The sequence below is a fragment of the Caballeronia sp. S22 genome, from assembly GCF_964261745.1.
Classification (GTDB): domain Bacteria; phylum Pseudomonadota; class Gammaproteobacteria; order Burkholderiales; family Burkholderiaceae; genus Caballeronia; species Caballeronia jiangsuensis.
Window position 1 is genome coordinate 357,603 of sequence record NZ_OZ180040.1, and the last position, 24,268, is coordinate 381,870.

At 59.4% G+C, this 24,268-nt stretch carries 23 protein-coding genes; 16 read left to right on the forward strand and 7 right to left on the reverse strand.

The window, feature by feature from the left end; all coding sequences use genetic code 11:
* Positions 1–189 precede the first annotated feature (189 nt).
* Positions 190–486 (reverse strand): hypothetical protein, encoded by a 297-nt coding sequence (locus ACEN42_RS39975; RefSeq protein WP_371884576.1) that lies wholly within the window; start codon positions 484–486, stop codon positions 190–192.
* A 422-nt stretch (positions 487–908) separates the two neighbouring features.
* Between ACEN42_RS39975 and ACEN42_RS39980 the strand changes: the two genes are divergently transcribed.
* Positions 909–2,246 (forward strand): IS4 family transposase, encoded by a 1,338-nt coding sequence (locus ACEN42_RS39980; protein WP_371880870.1) that lies wholly within the window; start codon positions 909–911, stop codon positions 2,244–2,246.
* A 132-nt stretch (positions 2,247–2,378) separates the two neighbouring features.
* Here ACEN42_RS39980 and ACEN42_RS39985 read toward each other — a convergent pair whose 3' ends face one another.
* Entirely contained in the window at positions 2,379–2,645 is a 267-nt protein-coding gene (locus tag ACEN42_RS39985) for a hypothetical protein (RefSeq protein WP_371884577.1), read from the reverse strand.
* Positions 2,646–2,734: 89 nt separating this feature from the next.
* Here ACEN42_RS39985 and ACEN42_RS39990 point away from each other — a divergent pair, with 89 nt between their 5' ends.
* The 5 genes from ACEN42_RS39990 to ACEN42_RS40010 all read left to right on the forward strand — a co-directional run bounded on the left by ACEN42_RS39990 (position 2,735) and on the right by ACEN42_RS40010 (position 8,343).
* The gene (locus ACEN42_RS39990) at positions 2,735–3,472 is read left to right on the forward strand and encodes a hypothetical protein (RefSeq protein WP_371884578.1); all 738 of its coding nucleotides are present in this window, start codon (positions 2,735–2,737) and stop codon (positions 3,470–3,472) included.
* 206 nt (positions 3,473–3,678) lie between these two features.
* Positions 3,679–4,101: an HU family DNA-binding protein gene (locus ACEN42_RS39995; RefSeq protein WP_371884579.1), complete on the forward strand. Its 423-nt coding sequence runs from the start codon at positions 3,679–3,681 to the stop codon at positions 4,099–4,101.
* A 310-nt stretch (positions 4,102–4,411) separates the two neighbouring features.
* On the forward strand, positions 4,412–5,638 hold the full coding sequence (locus tag ACEN42_RS40000; protein ID WP_371884580.1) for an ISL3 family transposase: 1,227 nt from the start codon (positions 4,412–4,414) through the stop codon (positions 5,636–5,638).
* The gene (locus ACEN42_RS40005; protein ID WP_371884581.1) at positions 5,628–6,164 is read left to right on the forward strand and encodes a hypothetical protein; all 537 of its coding nucleotides are present in this window, start codon (positions 5,628–5,630) and stop codon (positions 6,162–6,164) included. The genes ACEN42_RS40000 and ACEN42_RS40005 overlap by 11 nt, the downstream gene beginning before the upstream one ends.
* A 796-nt stretch (positions 6,165–6,960) precedes the next feature.
* Complete coding sequence (locus tag ACEN42_RS40010) at positions 6,961–8,343, forward strand: hypothetical protein (RefSeq protein WP_371884582.1); 1,383 nt, start codon at positions 6,961–6,963, stop codon at positions 8,341–8,343.
* 202 nt (positions 8,344–8,545) lie between these two features.
* On the opposite strand, the gene rpoD is transcribed toward ACEN42_RS40010, so the two are convergent.
* Positions 8,546–10,576 (reverse strand): RNA polymerase sigma factor RpoD, encoded by a 2,031-nt coding sequence (rpoD, locus tag ACEN42_RS40015; RefSeq protein WP_371884583.1) that lies wholly within the window; start codon positions 10,574–10,576, stop codon positions 8,546–8,548.
* Between the two features lie 534 nt (positions 10,577–11,110).
* Positions 11,111–11,455, reverse strand: coding sequence for a lipocalin-like domain-containing protein (locus ACEN42_RS40020; protein WP_371884584.1), 345 nt, complete (start codon positions 11,453–11,455; stop codon positions 11,111–11,113).
* A 366-nt stretch (positions 11,456–11,821) separates the two neighbouring features.
* On the opposite strand from ACEN42_RS40020, the gene ACEN42_RS40025 reads away from it, so the two are divergent.
* Both ACEN42_RS40025 and ACEN42_RS40030 read left to right on the forward strand, forming a co-directional pair.
* Positions 11,822–12,424, forward strand: coding sequence for a lipocalin-like domain-containing protein (locus ACEN42_RS40025; RefSeq protein WP_374191237.1), 603 nt, complete (start codon positions 11,822–11,824; stop codon positions 12,422–12,424).
* A gap of 94 nt (positions 12,425–12,518) precedes the next feature.
* Positions 12,519–12,755 (forward strand): hypothetical protein, encoded by a 237-nt coding sequence (locus ACEN42_RS40030; RefSeq protein ID WP_371884586.1) that lies wholly within the window; start codon positions 12,519–12,521, stop codon positions 12,753–12,755.
* Between the two features lie 120 nt (positions 12,756–12,875).
* Here the strand turns inward: ACEN42_RS40030 and ACEN42_RS40035 are convergent, their stop codons facing one another.
* Positions 12,876–13,112: a hypothetical protein gene (locus ACEN42_RS40035; RefSeq protein ID WP_371884587.1), complete on the reverse strand. Its 237-nt coding sequence runs from the start codon at positions 13,110–13,112 to the stop codon at positions 12,876–12,878.
* A 270-nt stretch (positions 13,113–13,382) separates the two neighbouring features.
* On the opposite strand from ACEN42_RS40035, the gene ACEN42_RS40040 reads away from it, so the two are divergent.
* From ACEN42_RS40040 to istB (ACEN42_RS40070), 7 genes are all read left to right on the forward strand, one after another.
* Positions 13,383–13,718 carry a hypothetical protein gene (locus tag ACEN42_RS40040; protein ID WP_371884588.1) on the forward strand — a complete coding sequence of 112 codons (336 nt, stop codon included), beginning with the start codon at positions 13,383–13,385 and terminating at the stop codon, positions 13,716–13,718.
* A gap of 307 nt (positions 13,719–14,025) precedes the next feature.
* Positions 14,026–14,658: a hypothetical protein gene (locus tag ACEN42_RS40045; protein ID WP_371884589.1), complete on the forward strand. Its 633-nt coding sequence runs from the start codon at positions 14,026–14,028 to the stop codon at positions 14,656–14,658.
* Positions 14,655–14,969: a helix-turn-helix domain-containing protein gene (locus ACEN42_RS40050; protein ID WP_371884590.1), complete on the forward strand. Its 315-nt coding sequence runs from the start codon at positions 14,655–14,657 to the stop codon at positions 14,967–14,969. The genes ACEN42_RS40045 and ACEN42_RS40050 overlap by 4 nt, the downstream gene beginning before the upstream one ends.
* Positions 14,970–15,050: 81 nt before the next feature.
* Positions 15,051–16,574, forward strand: coding sequence for an IS21 family transposase (gene istA / locus ACEN42_RS40055; protein WP_371884591.1), 1,524 nt, complete (start codon positions 15,051–15,053; stop codon positions 16,572–16,574).
* Complete coding sequence (gene istB, locus ACEN42_RS40060) at positions 16,567–17,367, forward strand: IS21-like element helper ATPase IstB (protein ID WP_371884592.1); 801 nt, start codon at positions 16,567–16,569, stop codon at positions 17,365–17,367. Before istA (ACEN42_RS40055) ends, istB (ACEN42_RS40060) begins: the two co-directional genes overlap by 8 nt.
* Before the next feature lie 490 nt (positions 17,368–17,857).
* On the forward strand, positions 17,858–19,345 hold the full coding sequence (gene istA, locus ACEN42_RS40065) for an IS21 family transposase (protein ID WP_371880031.1): 1,488 nt from the start codon (positions 17,858–17,860) through the stop codon (positions 19,343–19,345).
* A complete protein-coding gene (gene istB, locus ACEN42_RS40070; protein WP_371880030.1) occupies positions 19,342–20,193 on the forward strand; it encodes an IS21-like element helper ATPase IstB in 852 nt (283 codons plus the stop codon). Before istA (ACEN42_RS40065) ends, istB (ACEN42_RS40070) begins: the two co-directional genes overlap by 4 nt.
* Before the next feature lie 1,141 nt (positions 20,194–21,334).
* Here the strand turns inward: istB (ACEN42_RS40070) and ACEN42_RS40075 are convergent.
* The gene (locus ACEN42_RS40075) at positions 21,335–22,192 is read right to left on the reverse strand and encodes a hypothetical protein (RefSeq protein WP_371884593.1); all 858 of its coding nucleotides are present in this window, start codon (positions 22,190–22,192) and stop codon (positions 21,335–21,337) included.
* A 153-nt stretch (positions 22,193–22,345) separates the two neighbouring features.
* Here ACEN42_RS40075 and ACEN42_RS40080 point away from each other — a divergent pair, with 153 nt between their 5' ends.
* Entirely contained in the window at positions 22,346–22,786 is a 441-nt protein-coding gene (locus ACEN42_RS40080; RefSeq protein ID WP_371884594.1) for an AAA family ATPase, read from the forward strand.
* A gap of 196 nt (positions 22,787–22,982) precedes the next feature.
* Here ACEN42_RS40080 and ACEN42_RS40085 read toward each other — a convergent pair whose 3' ends face one another.
* Positions 22,983–24,137, reverse strand: coding sequence for a hypothetical protein (locus ACEN42_RS40085; RefSeq protein ID WP_371884595.1), 1,155 nt, complete (start codon positions 24,135–24,137; stop codon positions 22,983–22,985).
* Positions 24,138–24,268: the final 131 nt, after the last annotated feature.

Sequence of the window (24,268 nt, forward strand, 5' to 3'; positions counted from 1 at the left end):
AGTGCCTTCGACGAGAAACGCCACCCAATCACACTATCGTTCGGCTTCACCCCGCCGTCGCGCATTTTCGTCATCCAGGGTAAAAAGCCTTTTGATGCGGCGCGGGCGCCATAGCCCTACGGCGCGTAAGATGCCTCATTCGGAGAATTCGACGTGCCCTGAGGGGCGTTATATGTCGGCGTCGGCGACTCAATCATCGTCATCGCCATGATGATGACGTTCCCAACCGCGGTGCCTGCCATTGTCGTGCCGTCGGTGTTCCTCATAGTATCCGCCGTCGCTATAGCCATAATAGGCGGGGGCTGGCGCGTAGACCACGGGCGGCGGTGCCTGATATACGACTGCAGGTTGCGCGACATACAAAGGCGCCGGCGCGCCGAGGTAGACCCCAACATCCACGTGAGCGAAGGCTTTGCTCGAAGCGCACGCGCTACCGAGAAGCACGGCGGTTAGATGGATGGCGCGTTTTATGAAGTTCTCGTTCATTGCGAACTCCAGAGTGTGCCCGCAATAACGCCGCAGCAGCCCGAGTGGTGCACGTCAGTAGCCCACTCCTTTGTAAGAATGTGTACCGCATCCTCGATTTGGTTCATGTTCGCGGCGCACCTCGGATGGCAGTCCCGAAGCGAAGTCGCGCATCGCCTGCCATCAACGCACGCCTTCGCGCTCCGCAGATTCGCCTCGCTGTTGGACGCGTCATCTTCGTCATGCAAACCAGTCACGACCACGCGGCAGTGCGCCGATAAATCAACAAAAGGCAACGTCGCAGCTGTGGGCCCTTGCGGCACCTCATTACACATAAGTCGCGACGGTGGCACGCCGCGAAAAGTCGTTTACGGTCAATGACATAGCGGGTGGGGTTGTAAACTCTTTCGGACTGGCGTTAACTCTTGCATTTTGGGCGGCACATGACGCAAGAGAAATCGAGCTGGGCAGCGGCAGAACTCAAGGGCATCGATTTGGGCGACCAACGCCTGAACAAGCGTGCCGTGCTATTGGCTGAGCGGCTGGCGGAGAAGCCGACGGCAAGCATACCCAACGCATGCGGCGGCTGGGCGGAAACGGCAGCAGCGTACCGCTTCCTGTCGCAAGATGAGTTGGACTGGCGCGACATCATGGCGCCACATTGGCAGAGTTCGACCGAACGAATGCGGGCGTGCGAAGTAGTGCTATGCATCCAGGACACCACGCAGTTGGACTTTAACGGTCAGACCATCACAGGGTTGGGACCGCTGTCGTATGAGGCGCAACGCGGGCTGTATCTGCACCCGACTTACGCGGTGACGCCATCGCGCGAACCGCTGGGCGTGCTTGACGCGTACATGTGGGCGCGCGAGCCGAAGGGTGCGGACGGTGTGCGCCCCGGCATCAAGGAAAGCACCCGTTGGACCGAAGGATATGAGAGGGTTGCCGAACAAGCGGCCGCACTGCCTGCCACGCGACTGGTTTATGTGGCTGACCGGGAATCGGACATCATGGCGCTGATGGTCAAAGCAAAGGAGTTGGGCCACCCGGCGGATTGGTTACTGCGCTCGCAGCACAATCGCACCTTGCCTGACGGCGGCAAGCTGTGGGACCAAGTGACTGCGGGTGAGCCGGCGGGCAGGATTCACTTTACGCTGGCAGCCCGTCAGGCTCAGCCTGCGCGCGCGGTTCGGCAGCAGGTGTGGGCGCAGCGGGTTGCGTTGACTGATGCTGCAGGCGGCGTGGTGAGTGCTACTTGCATCGTCGCCCGCGAGGTCGACCCGCCGGCAGGCGTCAAGCCGATCGAATGGCGCCTGCTGAGTAACCGCGATGTGAACGACCTGGAGGCGGCAGCGCAGCTTATTGATTGGTACCGCGCGCGCTGGGAGGTGGAACTATTCTTTCATGTGCTCAAGAACGGCTGTCGGGTCGAGGCGTTGCAACTCGCATCGATGGCACGGCTTGAACGTGCCTTGGCGCTGTTCATGGTGGTGGCATGGCGCATTGCTCGGTTGATGCGACTCGGTCGAACTTGCCCGGACCTGGATGCAGCGCTCTTGTTCGAGCGAGATGAATGGCGCGCGGCATTCATTCTCAACAAGAAGAAACCGCCGAAGAACTCACCGCGTCTGAATGAGGTCGTGCGCTTGGTCGCCATGCTCGGCGGATTCCTGGCGCGCAAAGGCGACGGCGAACCCGGAGTCAAAACCATCTGGCAAGGCCTGCAGCGAGTGACGGATTTCGCCGCCGGCCTCAAGTACGCCCAAGAACTCGGCGAATGACTTATGTGTAATCAAATGCCCTTGCGGACACCCCACCAAAACGAAGGCTTCTCCGCTATCCGGCGAGCATCATCGAAAACGCTCACTTTCGTCTTCCCCAAACTGTCGGGCTCGCATCAATCTGTTATGAGACTAGAAAGTCCCTTGTTTGATTTGGCCAAGGGTGTCGAGTAGATGTCCCCGATAGGCTTGCATTGCCTCGTGAGCTTCGTGCAGCGCGGTCAGCAGCGCGAGCGTGACCGGATTGTCGGGGCCGCCCCTCGCAAGCTGCAGCATGAGTCTTTCTCGGCATTGGCCTACTAGACCTGTCGCCCAACCATCGGCAGTCTCACTCAAGTGCAACAGTTCTTCTTGAAATTCCATCTTCGCCTTCGGTGGAAGGTTGTTTTCTATGTCCATTCCTTCACGATTCCGCGAAGGATTTTTGGATTTAAGTTGGCTGCGTGCTTCCGTCATGCTACTGAGCAAGCCCTATCAGATTTCGCGCCATGATTCAGGCCGTCGAATTCAACGCCGTCTCGCTTCCCAATTGGAAATGGAGTGTCCACGCTGGAGCCGCCGAATGCCACCTGCGACGTCGCCATAACAATCCGCTCTTCCCCTTGCACCGGCAGATGGTGACCGCTTTCGACGTCCACGAAGCACGTGTTGCCGACAACCCTGCTCTTCAGGACATACGACACGAACTCAACGTTCTTAGTCGCGAGTTCTACTCGACGAACGACCTTCCTCTAAATTGGCGCTCGTTTCTGGACGATTTCCGCGAGCGACTGGACGTACTGGAAGACCGCCGGTTAATCGCTGGCGGCGCAAACGATGGGCTCGGCGAAGCGATTTCCGAAGTCCGACAGAATGTGCTCGGCGCCTGGCGCGGCGCCATCCAAAAGAACCGTCAAAGCCTCACGGCGCTCGACCGGGAAGAAGCTGAAAAGGCCGAACGCCGTGGGATTCTCATTGGGTCCGACTGGACGGCTCAGCTATTTAGCCAAGGCTCATTGATACCGCCCGATGAAGTCGTCCCTGCGCTTTTGAGCGAAGAGCCCATCGAGTACGAAAGAGCTGTTACATGCATGCAAGCCGACCCGCGGCTTCACGAGACTCTCGCCAGCTGCCGGGTAGCGGCGCGTCGACTCGTCGAAACGCTTCGCGCTGCTGGCAATGATGTTCCACACATCGACGAGAAGCTGCGCATTCTTGATGGCGCCCCCGGACAAGTCCCTGCGTAATCGGCCAGCGACCATTACGAGAGCGCGAGCTTGAGTTGTATTTCTCAAGAAATTCTTCGGGAAAACCGCTATTTAAGGCTCGCCAGTTGCGCATCACTAAAACCGTTGCTACGCTAGCCGACAGCTTACGACGGCGCATGTGCCGAGTCTCGATGCTCCGGGGTGCGTCGTCTTAAGCGTTCTCTCAAACCTGACAGAGGATGCACATGGCAACGAAGACCGCAAAACCTGCAGCCAAGAAGGCTGCAACCAAGACTGCAGCGAGAAAATCAGCAGCACCCGCGAAGAAGGCAGCAGCCGCCGGCGCAACGTTCAAGCCGGTAAAGGACCAATTCACCAAAGCATCGCTCACCGCCCACGTGGCAACGCAAGCCGGTGTCGAGCCTAAGCAGGTGAAGGCAGTGCTGGCCGCACTTGAAGAGACGATTCTCGGTTCCGTACACAAGAAGGGCCTTGGCGAGTTCACGCTGTCGGGCTTGCTGAAAATCAACGTCCAGAAGGTGGAAGCAAAGAAGCGTCGTTTCGGGAAAGACCCGTTCACGGGTCAGGACCGCTGGTTCGACGCCAAGCCGGCGACGGTGAAGTTGAAGGTTCGTGCGCTCAAGAAGCTGAAAGACGCGGCGGCGTAAGTGAAGTAACGTCGTTCAACGAGCCCGCTTTTTCGCGGGCTTTTTTGCATCTGTCGCGTGGCGCGGGCGAGCTCCATGAGAGAGCCTTTCAATACGTCGTCCGACGGCGTCTCAATCAACAAAAGGCAGGATAGGCAGCGCATGGATGTCTTTTATTACGCCTCTTTTGAAATCAGAGTGGGTGGTTGTGCGGGTCAAGGGCGGGCGTGAGCCCGGCGCAGCGAACCCTTGAGGCGCTTTGAATCGACAAGCTGGGACATGGCTGGTTGCGGCAGAATGCGGCAACCAGCCATGCAAGACAAAGCGAACAATGACGAATCAACTCTTTGAAGCCGCCCTGGGAATCAAGGCACCGTGGTACGTGCAAGGTGTCGACTTTGATACGGCCAAACGACAGCTGACGATTGCTGTGGACTTTGTCGCAGGAAGTCGCTTCGCCTACCCCGGGCTCGCCGGTGAGCACCCAGTGCACGACACGCAAATCAAGCGGTTGCGCCACCTGAATTTCTTCCAGCACGAGTGCTATCTTGAAGTGCGAGTGCCACGCGTGCGCTTGCCCGATGGTTCGGTGCGGCTGGTCGAGCCGGAATGGGTCGGCCAACTCGACGGTTTCACGTTGCTGTTCGAGGCGCTGGTGCTGATGCTGGCGCAGCAGATGCCGTTTGCCGCAGTGGCGCGCATCGTCAATCTGTCGTGGCATCGGGTGCATGCCATCTGCTCGCGCTATGTGGAACTCGCGCTGGCGTCGGCGAACCTGTCGGACGTCAACTCGGTGGCCATCGACGAAACCTCGTACCGGCGAGGCCACGAGTATCTGACGCTGGTCGCCGATATGCAGGCTCGGCGCGTCGTATTCGTCACGCCCGGCCGTGACGCGAAGACGATTGAGAGCTTTGCGGCCTACCTTAGCCAACATCACGGCACGCCGGAGCAAGTGAGCTCCGTGAGCATCGACATGTCGCCCGCCTTCATCAAAGGCGTCGGCGAACATCTGCCCAATGCGCGAGTGACGTTCGACAAGTTTCACGTCGTCGCCCATGCCTCCAAGGCGCTTGATACGGTCCGGCGCCAACAACAGAAAGCCGACCCAGAACTTAAAGGGATGCGCTGGACACTGCTTAAGGACGCCGACAAGCTGAACCTTGCGCAATTGACGGACCTCGAGGCGCTTCTCAAGCAGTACACCACCAAGCGAACGGCCCGCGCCTGGTTGTATCGCGAGCAGTTGCGCGAGATTCTCGAACGCAAGCAAATTCATGTCGTCTCCAAATTGTTGCGGCAGTGGTGCACCAACGTCATGCGTTCGAAAGTCGAACCGATGAAGGAGGTCGCACGATTGATTCGCCGACACTTTGACGGCATCGTTGCGTGGACCCAGACCCGACAGACCAACGGCTTTATCGAAGCCATCAACGGCTTGTTTCAGGCCGCCAAGCGCAAGGCGCGTGGCTACACGCGCTTCTCAACCATGCGAACGGTGCTGTTTCTTATCGCTGGCAAACTCGACCTTTCCGCATTCAACTCACATGCCCGCTGAAGGCCGTTACCCACTCCGTTTTCAAAAGAGCCTTTATTACTCGCAGAGTTTTGAGCAGAACGTCAAGAACGGCCAAGTCGGTACTCTTGGCTCCAACAGTGCGAGGATGGTTGAACTCGCTGAGCGTTTGCCCAGGCGGATATGGGTATTCAAGACGCCCAAGGGGATGAAGGGCTCCATACAGTTGGTAGCTTCGATGCTCGTCAGCGACGAGCCGCGAGTCGCCGTACAGACGGACTATCGCAAGGTTATCTACTACGACGTGTTCTCGCCTGAGTCCGTCGTGTTCACAGACTCCGCGACACCCGAGCGCATCCAAGAGGTCTCAGCCTTCTTTCAATATCGGTGGCACAACGCGTTCGCCGCCAGTTTCAAGGGAGACGCCGGGTTGCAGGCGATTGAGGCAAACATAGTCAGAGGCCTTGAGGCACTGGTCGCAGACTGGGGCCGCGTGCAGATGCTTGAGCGCGTGAAAGATAGAGACAAAGTACAGCCTATCAACCCTTTCGCGCACCCGACGCGCTGACTGCAAGCACGCTCATTCGAAAAAAAATCCCGTCGCACGCGACGGGCCAAGTCAACGGCGTCCATGCAAGAACGCGATGACAATATAGAGCCTCGCATATGGCCGGCTCAAGCCACACACCGTCGCTGACGCTGCAGAAACTCGGGGCACAACGCGCGGGAGACTGCTCGCATGAGTCATTAAAAATGCCCTGACCTCCCGGCTTGTTGGATAGCGTCCGTGGACCTTCACTCCGTTCGACCGTTCCAGCGAATTAGCCGCTTTTACAGCAGATTCTCACGCCTTCGTAAGACGGTAGGTAGCAGACCCCACAGAGCCATCAAGGAGAAGGATCACGATACTGAACAAAAAGTTCAATCTGTCGACGGTCTCCACCGCACAGGGAAGCCGAGACGCCAGGCGGTGGCATGATGCTGACTGTCAAGCGTGACCACGTCAAGCATGCTTGAGCGCTAGGCGACGGAATGCTCTTCGTCACGTACCCCTCACTACAGATCCGGGCACCTATCGAGTAAAATTGCGTTCGAGAGATTGGCTGCACCTTCGTGAAAATAGAATATGTCGAGTCTATAAATTAGTATATCGAATTGATCGAGTTTTGCGATTTTCCCAATTTTGCTTGACGGCCCTTTTTCCCAACGATTGATCACTCGCAGTCTAATCACTACGCGGCAGTCGGACCACGCTGGACGATCTTCCGAAGAATAGTTTGGCGTTTGTTCCAGACCGAACACCAATGCCGCCTCGACTATAATCCAGAAATTAGCATATCAACGATTGCAGGGAGCCCTACCCTATGAGTCAGCCCCGCGGCCGACATGCGGGACCTCGAGACAGCGGCCAGCGCCAACCTCGCCACGTGAACAAATCGTCGTCCAACCGGCAGGGACAGTCGTACCCGAAGGCGCCTCCTCGAGACGCTGCTCAGACCGCCTCGATTTTTAAAACCCGTTCGTTCCAGTTTCTGGTCGACGCGGTGGGCGCAGAGAATATCGCATTGGGACTCGAATCCAGTCTGACGCGAGTGGCTGAACTGATGAAGGGCGAGCGTTTTACGCCCGAGACCGCGTTTCACATGGAAACCACACTCGGGTTGCCACACGGCTTTTTTGATCAGCCTCACCCCGCGCTCTCACCTGAGACCATTGCTCGCCTGAAGGCACCGCTCGACTTTGTTCAAGAGGACGAGGAGGCGCAAGCCGAGTCTGAAATCCGTCAGCCTGCTTCAGCCGTCAATGTCAGCCAGCAACCATCTGTTGAAATCCGTTCGTCCGAGGAAGTGGAAATGCCAAAGAAACCAGCGGGCGGCTCGCCCAGGGCTAGCAGGAATAGCGCGCGCGAAATTGCCGAGCCGCCGAGGCGGGATGCTGCCCTCAAGGGCGCGTCATCGAAATCCAAAGCATCCAGCAAGACGGCCCAGCAACACGCGCTACCCTTGAGCGACGGCGCTAATGTCGAAAACATTCGACGCGCTAACCTCCACGTTCTGACGAGCCGTAATGGATCGAAAGTCAGACTTGGGGTGGTCATGGCGTTGAGCGGATCGAACATGGCCCATCGTCTACATGGCAAGAAACGCATGGACGATGCTGAGGCAAGCCGTTTCACGGAGCGCCTTGGTTTGCCAGTCGGTTGGTTGGACACGCCGCGCGCTGAAGCTGAGATTCCCGAGTCGGTGTCACGTTTGCTCACCCCTGCCGCCCGTAGTCGCGCATCCGTTGAACACGACGAGCCGCCTGCGCTTGCAGCTCAGCATAGCGTGCCGAGGAAGCGCGCTGCGGCAAAGGCGCGGCCAGGAAGCCCTCACCCGCACGCCTTGGGCGATGTACAAAGCGCATCGGACTCAGCACATGTCCCGAGTGGCGAAGCGACGGTCGGCGTCGGCCCGCAAGAGCACGCCACTGATTCTCCTGGCGAGCCTGGCGCTCACTCAATTGGCGAAAGCGAGCAGCATTCTCCGTCGCCACTACCGACCACGATCGAACTGCAGGCCGCCCCCGCCCTACCCCAACAAAAAAGCGTATCGCTTCCCTCCACTTCCGTGACCGGCTTGGACAATCTTCACGGTATCGAGCCGATCGCGGAAGCTTTGATCAAGACCCTGGCAGGCAAAGCACGCACAGGTCGGTTGGATGAGTTGAAAGCGCTGGAGCTTTTGCAACAGGCGATATTGCTGTAACGCCGAGGACGCGACTCAACCGCGCCCTGCGAAGCCGTGACGATCGAGCAACGCTTAGGTCAACGAGCAATGCGCCTTCTTTTGGGCGACAATTCAGCACGCGCGCGTGCTTGTCCCATCAGGCCTGCGCCGCGTCCCGTACAGCGCTGACCTAATCTTCGAAGTGTCGTATGGATGGGCTATCGAGGCGCCGCCTGATGATTTAATGGTCGAGATATTGCCGGAGCTTGTCAGCGCGACTCGGGTGCATCAGCTTTCGCATCGCCTTGCTTTCGATCTGCCGGATCCGTTCGCGCGTCACGTCGAATTGTTTGCCGAGCTCTTCGAGGGTATAGTCGGACGCGGTGTCGATTCCAAAACGCATCCGGAGGACCTTCGCTTCACGCGGTGACAGCGCGTCGAGCGCCTCGTCGATCGCGGCACGCAGGTTCGCATGCACGGCTGCATCGGCAGGCGATGCAGCCATCGGATCTTCGATCATGTCGCCAAGCGTTGCATCTCCGTCCTCGCCCACCGGCATCTCGAGCGACACCGGTTGCTTGGCGACCTTCAACATGCCCCGGACCTTCTCTTCGGTCAATTCCATGCGCTGCGCCAGTAGTGCCGGATGCGCCTCCTGGCCGGTCTGCTGCAGAATCTCGCGCGAAATCCGATTAAGCTTGTTGATCGATTCAATCATGTGCACCGGCACGCGAATCGTGCGCGCCTGGTCCGCAAGCGAACGGGTCACCGCTTGCCGCACCCACCACGTCGCGTAGGTGGAAAATTTCCACCCGCGTCGATACTCGAATTTGTCGACGGCTTTCATCAGGCCGATATTGCCTTCCTGAATCAGATCCAGGAAGTGCATACCGCGATTCACGTACTTCTTTGCGATGGAGATCACCAGGCGCAAGTTGGCTTCGATCATCTCGCCCTTTGCCTGCCGCATTTTCAACTCGGCCGCCATCATCTGCCGGTTGATCTTCTTCAGTTGCTGCAGCGGTATCGCGGCGTGCGCTTCGATCTCGATCAGTTTTTGCTGCTCGGCCTGAATCGCCGGCAGACTGCGCTTGAGCGCGGCGCCATACTGGTTCGACTCAGTGGCCATCCGTTCGGTCCAGCCTAGATCGGCTTCGTGCCCTGGAAACGACTCGACAAACTTCTCGCGCGGCATCCCGCATCGGTCAACGGCGATCTGCAAAAGATGACGCTCGATCGCGCGCACCTGCGCGACTTGTTGCTGTACATCCGCGCACAGCCGATCGATGGTTCGCGCCGTAAAGCGAATGGGCGCCAGTTCGCGCTGCATGGCCTCACAGATGTGTGCGACGGCCACTGTGTTCTCGCCCTGCGCCGCCTCGCCGCGCGGAAGTTGAGCGAACAACTCGCGCACCCGAGCGAAGATGGCAAGGCTGTCGTTCGTGAGCTGTTTCAGACGTGCTTCGTTTGCCTTCGCGGAATCTTCTGGCTCGGTCGCGCCGCCCTCGTCGTTCTCGCCGTCCTCGTCGCCCTCCTCTTCATCGCCATCAGCGCCTTGGGTGTCGTCCGTGTTGAGCTCAGGCGAATCGGACGTGTCCGAAACCGGTTCGTCGGCCGCCGCGGCTTCTTCGTTGAGACCATCGACCAAATCGTCAATGCGCACTTCACCCGCCTCAATTCGCTCCACGCTTTCAAGGATCGTGGAGACTGTCGCTGGACAAGCCGCAATCGCCTGGATCATTTCGTGAAGGCCGCCTTCGATGCGTTTCGCAATCTCAACCTCGCCCGCGCGGGTGAGCAACTCCGTCCCGCTCATTTCACGCATGTACATACGCACGGGATCGGTGGTGCGGCCGAATTCAGAATCCACCGTTGAGAGGGCAACTTCCGCTTCCTCGTCGGTCTGATCGTCCGACATGGCGGCCGGCGCCGTGTCGTTTAATAGCAGCGTCTCGGCATCCGGCGTCTGCTCGTAGACCGCCACGCCCATATCATTGAAGGTACTGACAATGGTTTCGATCGCGGCGGTCTGCGCGAAGTTGTCCGGCAAGTGATCGTTGATTTCTGCGTGGGTCAGGTAGCCGCGCGCCTTGCCCAACTGGATCAGCGAGCGCATCTGACGCTGGCGCTCCTCGTCTTGCAACGCTGAAAAGACTGCGTCCACCGGCAGCAACAGTGCTGCAGCCTTGGCCTTGGGCCCGCGTCGGCCTGGGGCCTTACGCACAAATTCGGTTGTAGCAGACCCGGAATCTTCACGATCAAAACTTGTCATGCATTCTCCTTGGCAGGGTTGCTCGGCGATGACGAGACCAGCGGCTGACAGCATTGCGGCCGGCGCGTCACGGACATTCAAGGCTGAAGGCGGACGCGGCTTGTGATTTCGCAACGAGCGATGACGCGGCCCGCTTAGACGAGCAGGCCGGTAGGAATGGCGCAATCAAGAGACAGTGCGATTGAGCACTGCTGAAGATTATAGCACGAATTGCTGCGATGCACCAAATCGGTACGCAGCCCGGTTCATCAGGCTTTCCAATGCGCTTGGACCGGCCATTCGCGAAGCGGCCCGCAACTTCTTTCCTCGCTTTTTTTAGGGTCGACTGATAGCGAGACTGTGGACCCAATCGCTGCAGCCAAGTGAAAAACGTATATCGCGCTCGATCGCGAGCTCCGTTGTGGCTCCGCGTGTTCCCTGCGCCAGCCTGGGTGCCAATTTCGATCTACTGTTGTCGGGGCGATGGTCTACGCGCTCGTAGGTGACCTTATCAATTTGTGTCCCGGTGCTATGGCATGACAGATCGCGCGGGCGTCATCGTAGCCGCCGCAGCATCACCTCGGCCGTCCCACCGCTCGACCCGGGCGTCGCCCACTTGAGTTGTTCTCCACTGATGCTGAACGGGCGCTTCTGTTCGACACCGTTCCAGTTCGGAAACGAACTCGTGGCGATATGAAACGTGATTGTCTGCTCAGACTCGTTCACGCTGTAGGTTCCAAAGTGAGCGATCATGCCCTGAACCACGGCTTTGTTTTCCTCGGGCGTGCCACCCGTTCGATTGCCCGATGCAAACTTGGCGAGATCGGCACGGGAGGTCATCAGGATATAATGACCGTTCGCGTCGAAGACTGCGAGCCCTTGCGGATTGTTGCCGTACATGGGTTGCCGCGCGCCGTCCGGACGTACGGTATCGACCGATACTTAGGCCCACGTTCCGACGAGCTGTTCTTTCAGCGTCGCAGTTTGCGCGGCCACATGCATGCTTGGGACCATCATGCTCAGTAGTATCGCGAGGGTGCGATGTGCAACCAGGTTCTTTCGGATCATCATCGACCTTTTCCTTTGGGTACATTGAGAGACGTTCAAGCGCAACGGTAGCGTCGAATACTGCCGGTCGGCTCACCGATCACTTCGAACGGCTTACTTCGCACCCACGTCGAGCAGCCAGGCTCACTCTTCTGCATCTATTCCAGCGTTTTAAGCTGATCTCTCGTCGATAGCGCGCTAGCATGCTTAATCTGTGCTTTGAACGCGCCATCTTCTCGCTACGATAGAAGTCCATATTTATGTATTCGTTTCCATAGTCGACTCGAGCCGCGCTCATTCGTAAAGGGGCGTTCCATGCACAAAAGAATAATCGCTGTTTCACTTATCCTGATCACGCTTTGCCTGTCGGCGTTTGCCCGGGCCGATGCAAGTCTCTTGCTGGGGACATGGCGCCTGAAGTCATTCGTGCGTGAAGTCGCCGCCACCGGCGAGCGTTACAACCAGCTCGGCGATGATCCTGACGGCTATCTCACCTACTCGCCGGATGGCCGGATGCTCGCGTTCTTCGTATCGGGCGATCAGCCACGACCACGGAACGAACCCTCCGACGAAGAGCGAATCAAGCTGCATAAATCGATGCTTGCCTACGGCGGAACGTATAGCCTATCGCCGGGCAAGGTCGTGCATCACATCGACATCGAATGGGATGGCAGGCGCGTCGGGACCGACCAAGTGCGGTTTTACACCATCGATGGCGACACGCTTACGATCAAGACCGAACCAAACAAGAGTCCTATCGACGGGCGCGAAGGCGTAGGCATCTTGACGTTTGAAAGGGTGAAAGATCCGCGGCCGCAATAAAAGGAGCTCGCACAGCGGGTGGGGCGCGGTGCGTGAACGACATGTCGCGACCGAGGGTGCGGCGTCATTCTGAGCACGTCATCGGGCGTAAGACTTGATCGTCAGGTTGGCCGCGCTCGATCGCCTCTGGCTGGGGGAAGCGGAGATGCATCGCCTGCATTTTTTCAGAGAAGGTATTTCAGGTCGTCTTCCATCGATGAACCGTAGATCTATTCGTGCGGCGGCCGAAAAAGCGGTTTCGATGGAGGCTTCAATGAGCACATCTGTCTCAATCACGAAAGCAGCACGCCATGCGGTTGCGCTATTGAGCGTCGCGCTGATCGGCCGCTGATACCGGGTGCGCCGCACGCACAGACCGGTGGGGTCTGCATCGCCATAAGTGAACGAACGAACTCGGATGCTTCGGACACGCCGAACAGTATCTGCAGGCGCTGTCGGGCGCGCAGCCTCCTTACGGTCGATGTTCAGTCAGCGGTGGCTCGATGGGTCCAGCGAAGAGGCCCCCATCGAAGTACGCGTCATCGAGCTCCATGATGGTGTCGTCTCCCATCAGAATCACAACGAACTCGACCGTCCCATCGCCAGGCACCGCGGAGACTTCCGCGATGGTTTGTTGGGGCGATCGCTCGTCGACGAAGCGCAACCAGTAGTATCCGGGCGCGGTCGGCCGTGTGTTTTTCCATTCCATATGAAGCACTCGCGTCATCACTAGCCAAGGCTGTTGCGACTACATTATCGCTCTTACCGCCGAACGGGAAAACGCCACGCCAATAAGAATACCGTCGCTCCACCCTACCGTCCCTTTCACCGCGCACCGCCGCGAGCACTCCCGCGCATCGAGTAGCGCACGCGTTGGGACCGACGAACATGGTCCCCGACGGCATCTTCGACGGAAATCCTGCGGCCACATTTCCCGAGCGCCACAGTTCGCAAACGGATCGGCGCTCGCCAACCGGGAGTGACGGCATCCATTCTCTCCTCGATGTTCTTTTTCTCGCATGCCTTCCCGCCGTTCACGTCCCGTGCGCCCTCGCGCAAGCCCCTCGCCAAAGCCATTTTGGTGCCGATGCCCGAGAACGCGGCGCGAGAAATCTCCCTGGTGAACCATCTGACCTGTGTCGCGTGTCGAAGTGATGCCGGTTCTGCGTACCTGTTCAATGAACTGATCCGGATGATCTTTCTCGCGTACTACGTTGGGGGCGCTGGCTTTGGCGACACCGACGCGATGGTCTACGCGCGCGCCGAGAGGGAGTTGGAACGCGTTCTGCGACGCGCCGAACACTCGCGGGCTTAGAAACTCGACGCCAACGACATTTCGCTTTTCGAGGCAGTGCTGCACCAATCGGATCGTCAGCTCGGAAACGCGCCAAGGCATCTTCATCTTAGCGCGCGTTATCGGCTCGACTGTTCGTGAACAGCGTATACCGTAAAACAAATTAAAAATGTCAATCCGGAAGCCTTATTGGAAGGCCGTCCGTGTCCCGAGGTGACAAACTTATATTCACTCGCAGCGCAATAAAGGTGTCAATTCGCATATTTGCGCATTAAATTCGTCAATTTAACTCCTACACTTCGAATCCCGTTCGTCGAGAATAGATCTCATGACGAATATCCTGCACATTCCAGAGCCGGTCGCGATTTCCCGTCCGCGAGGCGCACATCGGTTCGAAGCCTTCATCCCCAAACTCGTCCGTCGCGTCACGTTCTACCGGCGTGCGTTGCTCGAACAATGGCTGCTGCTCGAGGCAAAGCCGAAAGTGATCAGCTTCTGCGAGCGACCCGGATATGTTCTGATCGATGGAAACCGCCGCCTTGCTGATTTCTGGGTGCGGTCCGCTGATTGTGAAGAATTGGTTGTGCTAATCGAAGAATCAAGCAACCCTGATACGAAGACGTTGGGACGCGATCTTGACGCCACATCTCACGTCCGCCTTGTTGCGTCGGCTGAGCTCGCTGCGGCGCGTGTTTGGACAGATAACTGGCAGCGCATCCTCCCCTACCTCGTCGCGAATCGAGGTCTCGCTCCGCCAAACTTGCCACAGGCAATCACGCGCTTCTTGAATGGCCCCCAGCGTTTGCTTGCTATCGAGCGCGAATTCACAACCTACGACCTGGTCATCGTTCGCGCAACCTTGTTCAGCCTGCTGCGTACGGGTCGTGTCAACGCACCGGAACTTCAAACCCAACCGCTGTCGTTGCTTACCTCGTTCACAGCGACCGAGGCGATATCATGAGTCGCCGCAAACCGGAGTTACAGGCGATCGATCTCAACTCGTGGCCTAGCGTTGCTCATACCGAACTCGACGAAGGCTCGCGCCGGCAGTTCGAGGTGCGTCGGCAAGCGGTGCTGCGCTACATAGCTGGCGAATCGATCAAGGCCATCGAGGAATCGACCCACGTCAATCGGCGGCAATTGTACCGCTGGCTGGAACGTGCGCGATCGGCACATCCTGACGGGCGCCCTTTCGGCTTCCGAGCACTCATTCACTACGTGCGCATAGCAGAGTATGGTGTTTACGCCGACCGAAAATTGAGCCACTTGTAGGGATCGCGCCGACTGAAAACTGAGCCGGGTAATCAACCTATCCTGCTAGTTTTTCAGGCAGGGTGTTTGGGGATGATCCCGATGACGATGATTGGCAAGGTGCGGCGGATGTTCCACCGCCAGAACAAGTCGGTACGCGAGATAGCGCGTCTCACAAGCCTGTCGCGCAACACGATTAGTAAATACCTGAGCATGGATGTTCAGGAAGAACCGAAGTATCGACGGCGCCCGCAGTCGACCCGGCTGACGCCGTTTCATGAGGCGCTGGTGCAGGCACTCACCGTTGACGCACGGCGGCTGAAGAAGGAGCGACGCACCGCCTGGATGCTGTTCCAGGAGATCACGGCAAGCGGCTACGATGGCTGCTATTCGCGGGTGACCGATTTCATCCGGGCCTGGCGGCAAGGCGAAGGCAAGGCGGTTTCGAAGTCGGCGTTTGTGCCGTTGCAGTTCGAGCTGGGCGAAGCGTTCCAGTTTGACTGGTCCGAGGAAGGACTGGTTATCGGCGGCATTTACCGCAAGCTGCAGGTGTCGCACATGAAGCTGTGCGCGTCCCGGGCGTTCTGGCTCGTGGGCTACCCGAGCCAGGGTCACGAGATGCTGTTCGACGCCCATACACGCTCGTTCATGGCCTTCGGCGGGGTGGCACGCCGTGGCATCTACGACAATATGAAGACGGCCGTCGACAAGGTCCACAAAGGCAAGGGCCGCTCCGTCAACTCGCGCTTTGCGGTGATGTGCGCGCATTACCTGTTTGACGCGGACTTCTGCAACGTGGCCAGCGGCTGGGAGAAAGGCGTCGTTGAGAAGAACGTGCAGGACAGCCGCCTGCGTATCTGGATTGAAGCGCGCGGACAGCGATTCGGCAGTTTCGCCGAACTGGACGCGTGGCTGGCAAGCCGGTGCCGCTCGTTGTGGGAGCAGGTGAAGCATCCGGACTATCGGGACCTGAGCATTGCCGACGTGTTCGAGCAGGAGCGCGCCCATCTGATGCCGATGCCGACACCGTTTGACGGTTACGTTGAACGCGCGGCCCGGGTGTCGTCGACCTGCCTGGTGGTGGTCGGACGCAACCGGTACTCGGTACCATGCGAATTTGCAGGCCAGATGGTCAGCACGCGGCTCTATCCGGGTCGCGTCGTCGTGGTGGGCGATGATGCCGTGGTGGCCGAACACGAACGCCTGGCCGACGAAGGTCTGGTGCGCTACGACTGGCAGCATTACATCCCGCTGATCCAGCGCAAGCCCGGCGCACTGCGCAACGGCGCGCCGTTCCTGGACATGCCCGAGCCGCTGCAACGCCTGCGCCGGGCGCTGCTGCGGGAAACGGGCGGCGAGCGCGTGATGGCGAAGGTTCTGGCGCTGGTACCGGAAAGCGGCCTGGACGCCGTGCTGATTGCGGTCGAGCTGGCGCTCGAACAGGCACCGCCCTCCGGGCGCGTCAGCGTCGAGCATGTGGTGAATGTGCTGTCGCGCATGCACAGTGTGCAGATGCCGCAGAAGATCGATACGGCGCTGCAACTGACGACGCCGCCGCTGGCCGACACCTCGCGCTACGACGGGCTGCGCCCGGCGCTGCAACAGCCGGAGGCCGGTCATGCGTGATCTGATCGTCGAACTCAAACAGTTGCGGCTGCACGGCATGGCTGCCGGTTGGGCCGAACTGCTCGAACAGGGCAACGTCGAGGTGGCGTCTTCGCAGTGGCTGCTTGAACGGCTGCTGCAGGCCGAGATTGCTGATCGGGCCGTGCGTTCGGTCAGCCACCAGATGAACGCGGTGAAGTTCCCGGTGCATCGTGATATCGCCGGCTTCGACTTCGATGGCTCGCCGGTCGATCGCCAGCTCGTCATGCAACTGGCCAGCATGACGTTCACCGAGGGCGCGCACAACCTGGTTCTGGTCGGCGGACCGGGCTCGGGCAAGACACATCTGGCGACCGCCATCGGCGTGTCCGGCATCATGCACCATGGCAAGCGAGTGCGCTTCTACTCGACCGTGGATCTGGCCAATGCCCTGGAGCAGGAAAAGGCGCAGGGCCGTGCCGGACGGATCGCTGCGAGCTTACTGCGCCTCGACCTGGTCATTCTGGATGAACTTGGATATTTACCCTTCAGCCAGGCCGGCGGCGCATTGCTGTTCCATCTTCTGAGCCGCCTTTACGAGCACACGAGCGTTGCCATTACAACGAATCTGGACTTCGCCGAATGGTCCAGTGTGTTCGGCGACGCGAAGATGACCACGGCATTGCTGGATCGGCTGACGCACCACTGCCACATCGTGGAAACCGGCAACGAAAGCTATCGCTTCCGGCATAGCAGCGCCAGTGCAAAGAAACGCATCCGGTCGCGTGAAGCGGCACGCAAAGGCGATCCCGCCGGCGCCGCCGAATCCACCTGATGTCGTTCGCCGGCGCTGCGGAAGCTGCTACGGGCTACGCCCTTCGTAGCTTCCCCAGCGCGACGCACCTTCATACGAAGGAGGACAACAACTCCGGAAACCCATACACTTATCCACAACCGGTCCTGCTTCAGACCGGTCTTCACCCCGGCTCAAAATTCAATCGGCCCGGTGGCTCAAAATTCCGTCGGCGCGGACACCTCACGCTCCCTGTCTCTGTTGGAGAACCGACTTTTCGGGTAATGGTCGCGTGAGTGCTGCCTGCCGCGCGTCAAACAAGATGAGAGCAGCGCGTCGATCAGGATGAGAGTACTGGCGTTGCGGCAGCGGTGGAGGGCGTAGCCCGGAACCGCTGCCGCAACGCCGCGCCGAGGAGTTCACCCCGCTACCGGGGTGCCTTGTCGGTGGTCGCGGTAAATCGGGTATGAACAGCTCTTCCATGTAGCGAAGGGAGGCTGAGTTGCCCGGCCGACACATCAACGACCATCAGATGAGGCTCTACATGAAGTACAGACTCAAGGAAGGACCAGCTCAAGCGGCTGCGCGCGCCGGGTTCAGCGCCGCCACGGGGTATCGCATCGATCAGGACCGGCGACTGCCATCGCAGAAGAAGGCGCCACGTGCGCGTCGCCGTCCCGATCCCCTGGCGGCAATCTTTGACACCGACATCGTGCCGCTGCTCCAGTCCGCTCCCGGCATCCGGCCTATAGCCGTACTGGACGAGATGCTTCGGCGCCATCCCGACCTCCCGGGCAACGTGCGCCGCACACTGGAGCGCCGTATTCGCGACTGGCGCGCACTCCATGGCGAGGAGCATGACGTTATGTTCCGTCAGGTTCACGAACCCGGTCGTCTCGGGTTGTCCGACTTCACAGAGATGGACAGCCTGGGCGTCACCGTGGCGGGTGTCGCGCTTGACCACCGCCTCTATCACTTTCGGCTGGCCTGCTCGGGCTTTGAGCACGCTCACGTCATTCTCGGCGGCGAGAGCTATGTCGCGCTGGCTGAAGGGCTGCAGAATGCCATCTGGGCACTCGGGGGCGCGCCGCGCGAGCACCGCAGCGACAGCCTGTCGGCGGCGTTCCGCAATCTCGATGCCGACGCGCGCAAGGATCTGACCACGCGTTACGATGCACTGTGCGCCCACTACGGCATGCAGCCCACACGCAACAACCGTGGCGTTGCCCACGAGAACGGCTCCATCGAGAGCCCTCATGGCCACCTCAAGAGCGCAGTGCGTGATGCGTTGCTTCTGCGCGGCAGTCGCGACTTCGACAATCTCGGTTTCTATCGCTGCTTCATCGACGAGATCGTCGGTCGCATCAACGCGCGTAATGGCAAACGCATTGAGGCCGAGCGGGCACTGCTTCAGCCGCTTCCGGCCCAGCGTACGTGTGACTACGAGGAAACGCGCGTATACGTCACGACCACCTGCGGCTTCGTCCTGCGCAAGGTGTTCTATACCGTCCCGTCCCGGCTGATCGGCCATCACCTGCGCGTGCGCCTGTACGACGACCGGCTGGAGCTGTTTCTGGGCAGTACGGCCCTGATGACACTACAGCGCGGCCGTGCGGGTCCCAATGGCAAGCACGGCCACGTCATCAACTACCGGCACATCATCCACGCGCTGCGCCGCAAGCCCATGGCGCTGCTCAACCTGGTCTATCGCGATCAGGTCTTTCCGCGCGAGGCGTATCGACTGACCTTCGATCGCCTGCTCGAGCAGCTCCCGGAGCGTCAGGCATGCAGGACCACGGTTGAACTGCTCAGCCTGGCCCACGAGCACAACTGCGAAGCGCAACTGGCCCAGGCGCTGCAGCAGTGCCTGGACGATGGACAGTTACCCGACCTGGACGCACTGCGTTCGCGTTTCGAAGCGAAGCGCACGAACAGCATGCCGGAGGTGAACGTCCAGCTAGCACCGCTGAGCGACTACGAAGCCCTGCTTGACGACATGGCAACGGAGGTGACGGCATGAGTCTCGACATCGACGCCACCCGCCTGTCGCTGCTGCTCAACGATTTGCGGCTGCCCGCCATCAAGCAGATCTGGTCCAGCTTTGCCGAGCGCTCCGACACGGAAGGCTGGCCGGCAGCGCGCCTGCTGATGGCGCTGGCCGAACACGAGATCGCCGAGCGCGATCGACGCCGAGTCGAACGTCACCTCAGGGACGCCAAGCTGCTGCCGGGCAAGACACTGGAGAACTTCGATTTCGACGCGGTGCCGATGGTATCCCGCGCGCACGTCTCGGCGCTTTGCGCGGGCGATGGCTGGTTGCGTAACGGCACCAACCTGATTCTTCTGGGGCCGAGTGGGGGTGGCAAATCCCACCTGTCGTCGGCCATTGGACTGAGCCTGCTGGAGAAGGGCTGGAAGGTCCTCTTCGCTCGCACTACCGACCTCGTGCAGCGGTTGCAGCTCGCGCGCCGCGAGCTCGCGCTGGAGTCAGCCATCAACCGGCTGGATCGCTTCGACCTGGTCATCCTGGACGATTTCGCATATGTCAGCAAGGATCAGGCAGAGACGTCGGTGCTGTTCGAGCTCATCAGCGCTAGGTATGAGCGCCGTTCTCTTTGCATAACAGCAAATCAACCATTCGGCGAATGGGACAAGGTCTTCCCCGACCGGGCCATGACGGTGGCCGCCGTCGACCGGCTGGTACATCACTCGACCATCTTTGAGCTGAATGTCGAAAGCTACCGTCGCCGTACTGCCCTGCAGCGCAAGCAGCAGGGACCGGGACGCCCGGCCAGTAGAGCGACCCCAAAGAACGTTGGCGTGCCACCGACACAGGAGGATCAGCACGGCATCGACCTCACCGAATGACCCACTGTTCTCATCCTGATTGACGCGCGGCTCGTAGGCAAAGCTAGCCGGCGTCAATCAACTCCGGCATCATCTTCCACGCCAACACATTCTCATCCTGATTGTCGCGCAGCCAGAATACCTGCGGCGTCACCATTACACAGCAATCCAAAACGACTGGTGGCTTCAGCTTGATTGTCGCGCGACACCCACTCGCCCGCGTCAATCAACGCCGCGCGTCAATCAATAAACGCTTGCCAGCGTCAATCAACATCGGCATCATCATTTCTGCCGCGACATTCTCAACTTGATTGTCGCGCGTCTCTCATCCGGATTGTCGCGCCACAGCTGCCGTCGGCCCGTTCGTGTTTGCACGTGGCGTAGGTGCCTGCAAAGTGAACTGGCCGGCTGTCACGATCATACGCAGCAACGAGTAATGGCGGGACAAGAACGGCACCTGGGCTCGACCTCGCTGCCGTTATCTGTCGGATAACGGTAACTATTGTCATCCCAACGACAGAAACCCCCGTCATTCTTGAAAATCGGTGCGTATGGGCCGCCCACCCAGGCAGCAGCAAGTTATCCAAGGGATGAAAGGGCGCCTTGCCCGTTCCAAACGGGCGTCGAGCTCTTTATCCGAACTTTCGCGGCCCGGTTTCCACGTGGAAACCCTTGGGGCCGCCACTGCCATTACCGCGTCCGTTCATTGTTCAAGAGCAAGCGAAGTCTTTCGAGTGCTACGAGCTGGCCATGTCCTTCCTCGCGCCAACACTTCTCAATGGTCTGGTGCAACGCGTGCGCTTCGTTGGCAACCTCTTGAAAACGCTGAACTTCTAGGGCAAGCCGCAGCACAACTGCGCCTCCGCCGTTGTACCGACGCCATAGAACACGGAGCTCGTGGTGGCTAACGGGCAGAAAACTGGGGAGCGGCGTACTGTGGTCCCATGCTGTATGGATATACAGTGTAGGTCGGTTGCCCCCGCGACGCTACCGAGCTGTCGGTGCCCGGGCGCATGCCTGTAGTCGCGCGGCGAATCGCAATTCAGTATATCGACAATTTAGCGAGTTCGCCGCGGGAGGCAGCCCGGACCCATGCTTGCTGTAGCGACTCGGTGCAAAACCGCACGTATTCGCGGACGGTTTCCACGTGGAAACCACGGGCTCATCGCGCAATTTGTACGGAGTTCGCCAGCGTCGAGATTGCCAGTGCTCGCAGTTGCTCGACGTCTATGAGATTCCGCCGGGTAGCACAGGCCTTAAAGCTAAAGGACAAGGTAACCACGTCCCCAACGGCGTGCACCTTTACTTTGCAGTCGGTGTCCGCAGGCCCGCCAGCGAGATAGTCCAAGATTACTGCCGGTGATCGGCGACCGGGCTGCTCCGAGAGCAGCTTGGCATTGCGGGCCACCTTCGAGACGCCTAGCGTCCTAACGAGCGCTAGCAACGTTTTCGCGTTGCCGTGAGTGAAGCGCTTCTCGTCAAACAGTTCTGTAATCACTGGCGGAAGCTTGGATACGGCGATCGCAACGGCCAACCGTTTGTCTCCCCAGCCTTGCAGCTTCGCCGCTTCAGTCATCGTTGACCACCTGTTTGCTGCGACACCCTCGACGAACTGCCTGGCCCGAGCAAAAGGCAGATCGACTTGCGGCTTTCCCCCGCGCTCTGGCAGGGGCGGCGACTTGCTGTCTAGCAGGTGAACAATCTCGGCCCATGACTTTCCCTCCTTCGCAATCGCTCGAGCTCTTCGAGCTAGCGCCTCGCGCCCGATGGCCCGTTCAATCCGAATAAGCTCTCGCGCCGTCCTCCCGATCAGACCACTTTCAGTGAAAAGGAGCAGCACGTCGGCAGGCATCGCCGAGACGCGGAGCGCTCTGTTGACGTCCTCACGTTTAACTCCGAATCGTGCCAGGGACTCTGCAGCTTCCTTTTGGTTTTGCCATAGGCGTCCGAGCCCATCTCTATAAACCGTGGCGAGGGCCAGTGGATTCCGGCTCAACGGCTTTCCGATATATGTTTCCAAGTCCTTCCTCCGTTTGAACCGTTTGTCGGCACGCTGCGCGACGCTCTTTAGCAGCAGTTTCCACGTGGAAATCGTGTGTCAAGCGACCGGGACTTCGTGATCCCAATATCCCGGACAAATAAGATGTATGCAGTAACTTCGGGGGGTGCCCCAATGAGCCTAGTCATTGCAGTAGCGAATCAAAAGGGCGGGAGCGGTAAGACAACGATTGCCCTTAATCTTGCCGGCGCATATTGCGATGACGACCCGAGCCTTCGGGTCCTAGTGATAGATGCCGACTCCCAGAATTCATCCATGAGAGCGACCAGCGCTGGTTCAGAGCCGTACCCCTTCACGGTTGTCAACCTCGCACGCCGGGTCGAATCTCGGGCGGGAAATAAAAAGGATGGCAGAAAACTACGATCTGATCGTCGTCGACTGCCCCCGAGCGTGCACGACAAAAACACCGAGGTGGCTATCGCGGCGTCCGACTTTGTCTTGGTTCCCATGGATCCATTACGCCGAATACACCCGGCTCCTTTACGGCGAAAAGCGACAATAAGCGAGCCGATCGTGTTATTGCGCTCTTTTGGTCGGTTGCTCCCCTTGTATTGATAACTACAAGTTCCGTAACATCGGATACGAATCAGTCACTGCGACCGGTGAAACCGCTGCCTCGCGGTCGCAAGAGGCGTCTTTAACCGACTTCCTCCCGAGACGCCTAAACAACCGTGAAACATAGTCGGCTTTCCACGCTCTGAAGCTCGTCCAGTAAGGCTTGGGACAGTATGAGCTTTTGGCTCAGACTGTTTCACGCACGCCGGCACAGCGCGCGCAGCTTCGAAAGGTGGTCAGAGACATTCGAGTTGAGTTCTCGCCGCGGTTGCGAGAGCGCCCAGGCCTCGATGTTGGTCGGACGGTCACCTCCTTCCGCTCTAACGCTGATTCGGTGCAAAGGGTTCTCGAGTGTGATCCTCCCTTGTTCGAGTGCTGTGACAAAGCCGACGGCCCACTGCCCCGCCGCACGACGGATTACGCCGTCCGACAGACTTTCGACTGTCAACGTCGCGCCGGCATCGGCGACGGTGTAGCGTGTTTGACCACCGGCATCAACGAACGACTGGCCAGCCAGCGTGCTGACGGTTGCCTCGGCGTCGGTACGGGCTCGTTCCGCTTCTCGGGCGGAAGACAAAGCTTCGGCCTTCGTGCGGAGTTGGTGACTGAAGTCCGTCGTGCTTGCGAGCAGCGCACGCAGATAGTTGATAGGGCGCTTCGCTTGCCGCAAGTGCTGCCAGCAGACTTCAACGACATCGGACAGGCGCTTGCCAGACTCGCGAGCTTCACGCATCAGCTTGAAAATCAAGAAATCCAAAAAACCCAGGGTTCGCAGACGCTGGAGGTCTTGCGGGACGTGCCCCGGTTGTCTCTTTTGAAAAGAAGTAGGGCTTAGATCCTTAGTATTAGCACCGTCTGCCACATTGGCAGACGGCGGCTCAAAACCTTCAGCCCTCGTACCCGCACCCTCCTTCGATTCCGTGGCGACGCCGGTCGCGGCCGGCGCTTCGATCAGACCAAGCAGGATGGCGGCTTTCGGCGTGAGGTACAGGTACGCGCGCCCGAAGAGGCCCGCTTCGACATAGCGGCGCTGGGGTGCGCGATCGATGAGACCTGCGGATTCGAGGTCAGCGAGACTGCGGTAGAAGGTGCGTTCAGACTGCATGGCGCGCTCGGTCAAAAGCGTGCGGCGGGCGTAGATTTCACCGAAGGGCTTGCCGGCATCGACGGTACGGGCGAGGGCAGCGAGTACCGCTCGGGCGCGCGTAGAGACTCCATCCAGACGTGCGGCTCGATGCACGGCACGCAAGATGACCCACGGCAGGTTGGTGGTATCGGTGAAGAGTGGGTCAGGTTCGAGAGGGTGTGTGTCACCCTCGCTAGCCGCACAGGGTGCGAGCGCGATCAACATGTCAGTCGTCCATTTTCAAAAAATGGATGGGTTTCGCTTGACTGACTGTCGCGTTCCGCTACACTCCGAGGTGTTAGGGCTCTTTCCGATTTCCAGTCGGAGAGTGTCGCGGGGCGCGGTTTCCAGCCAAG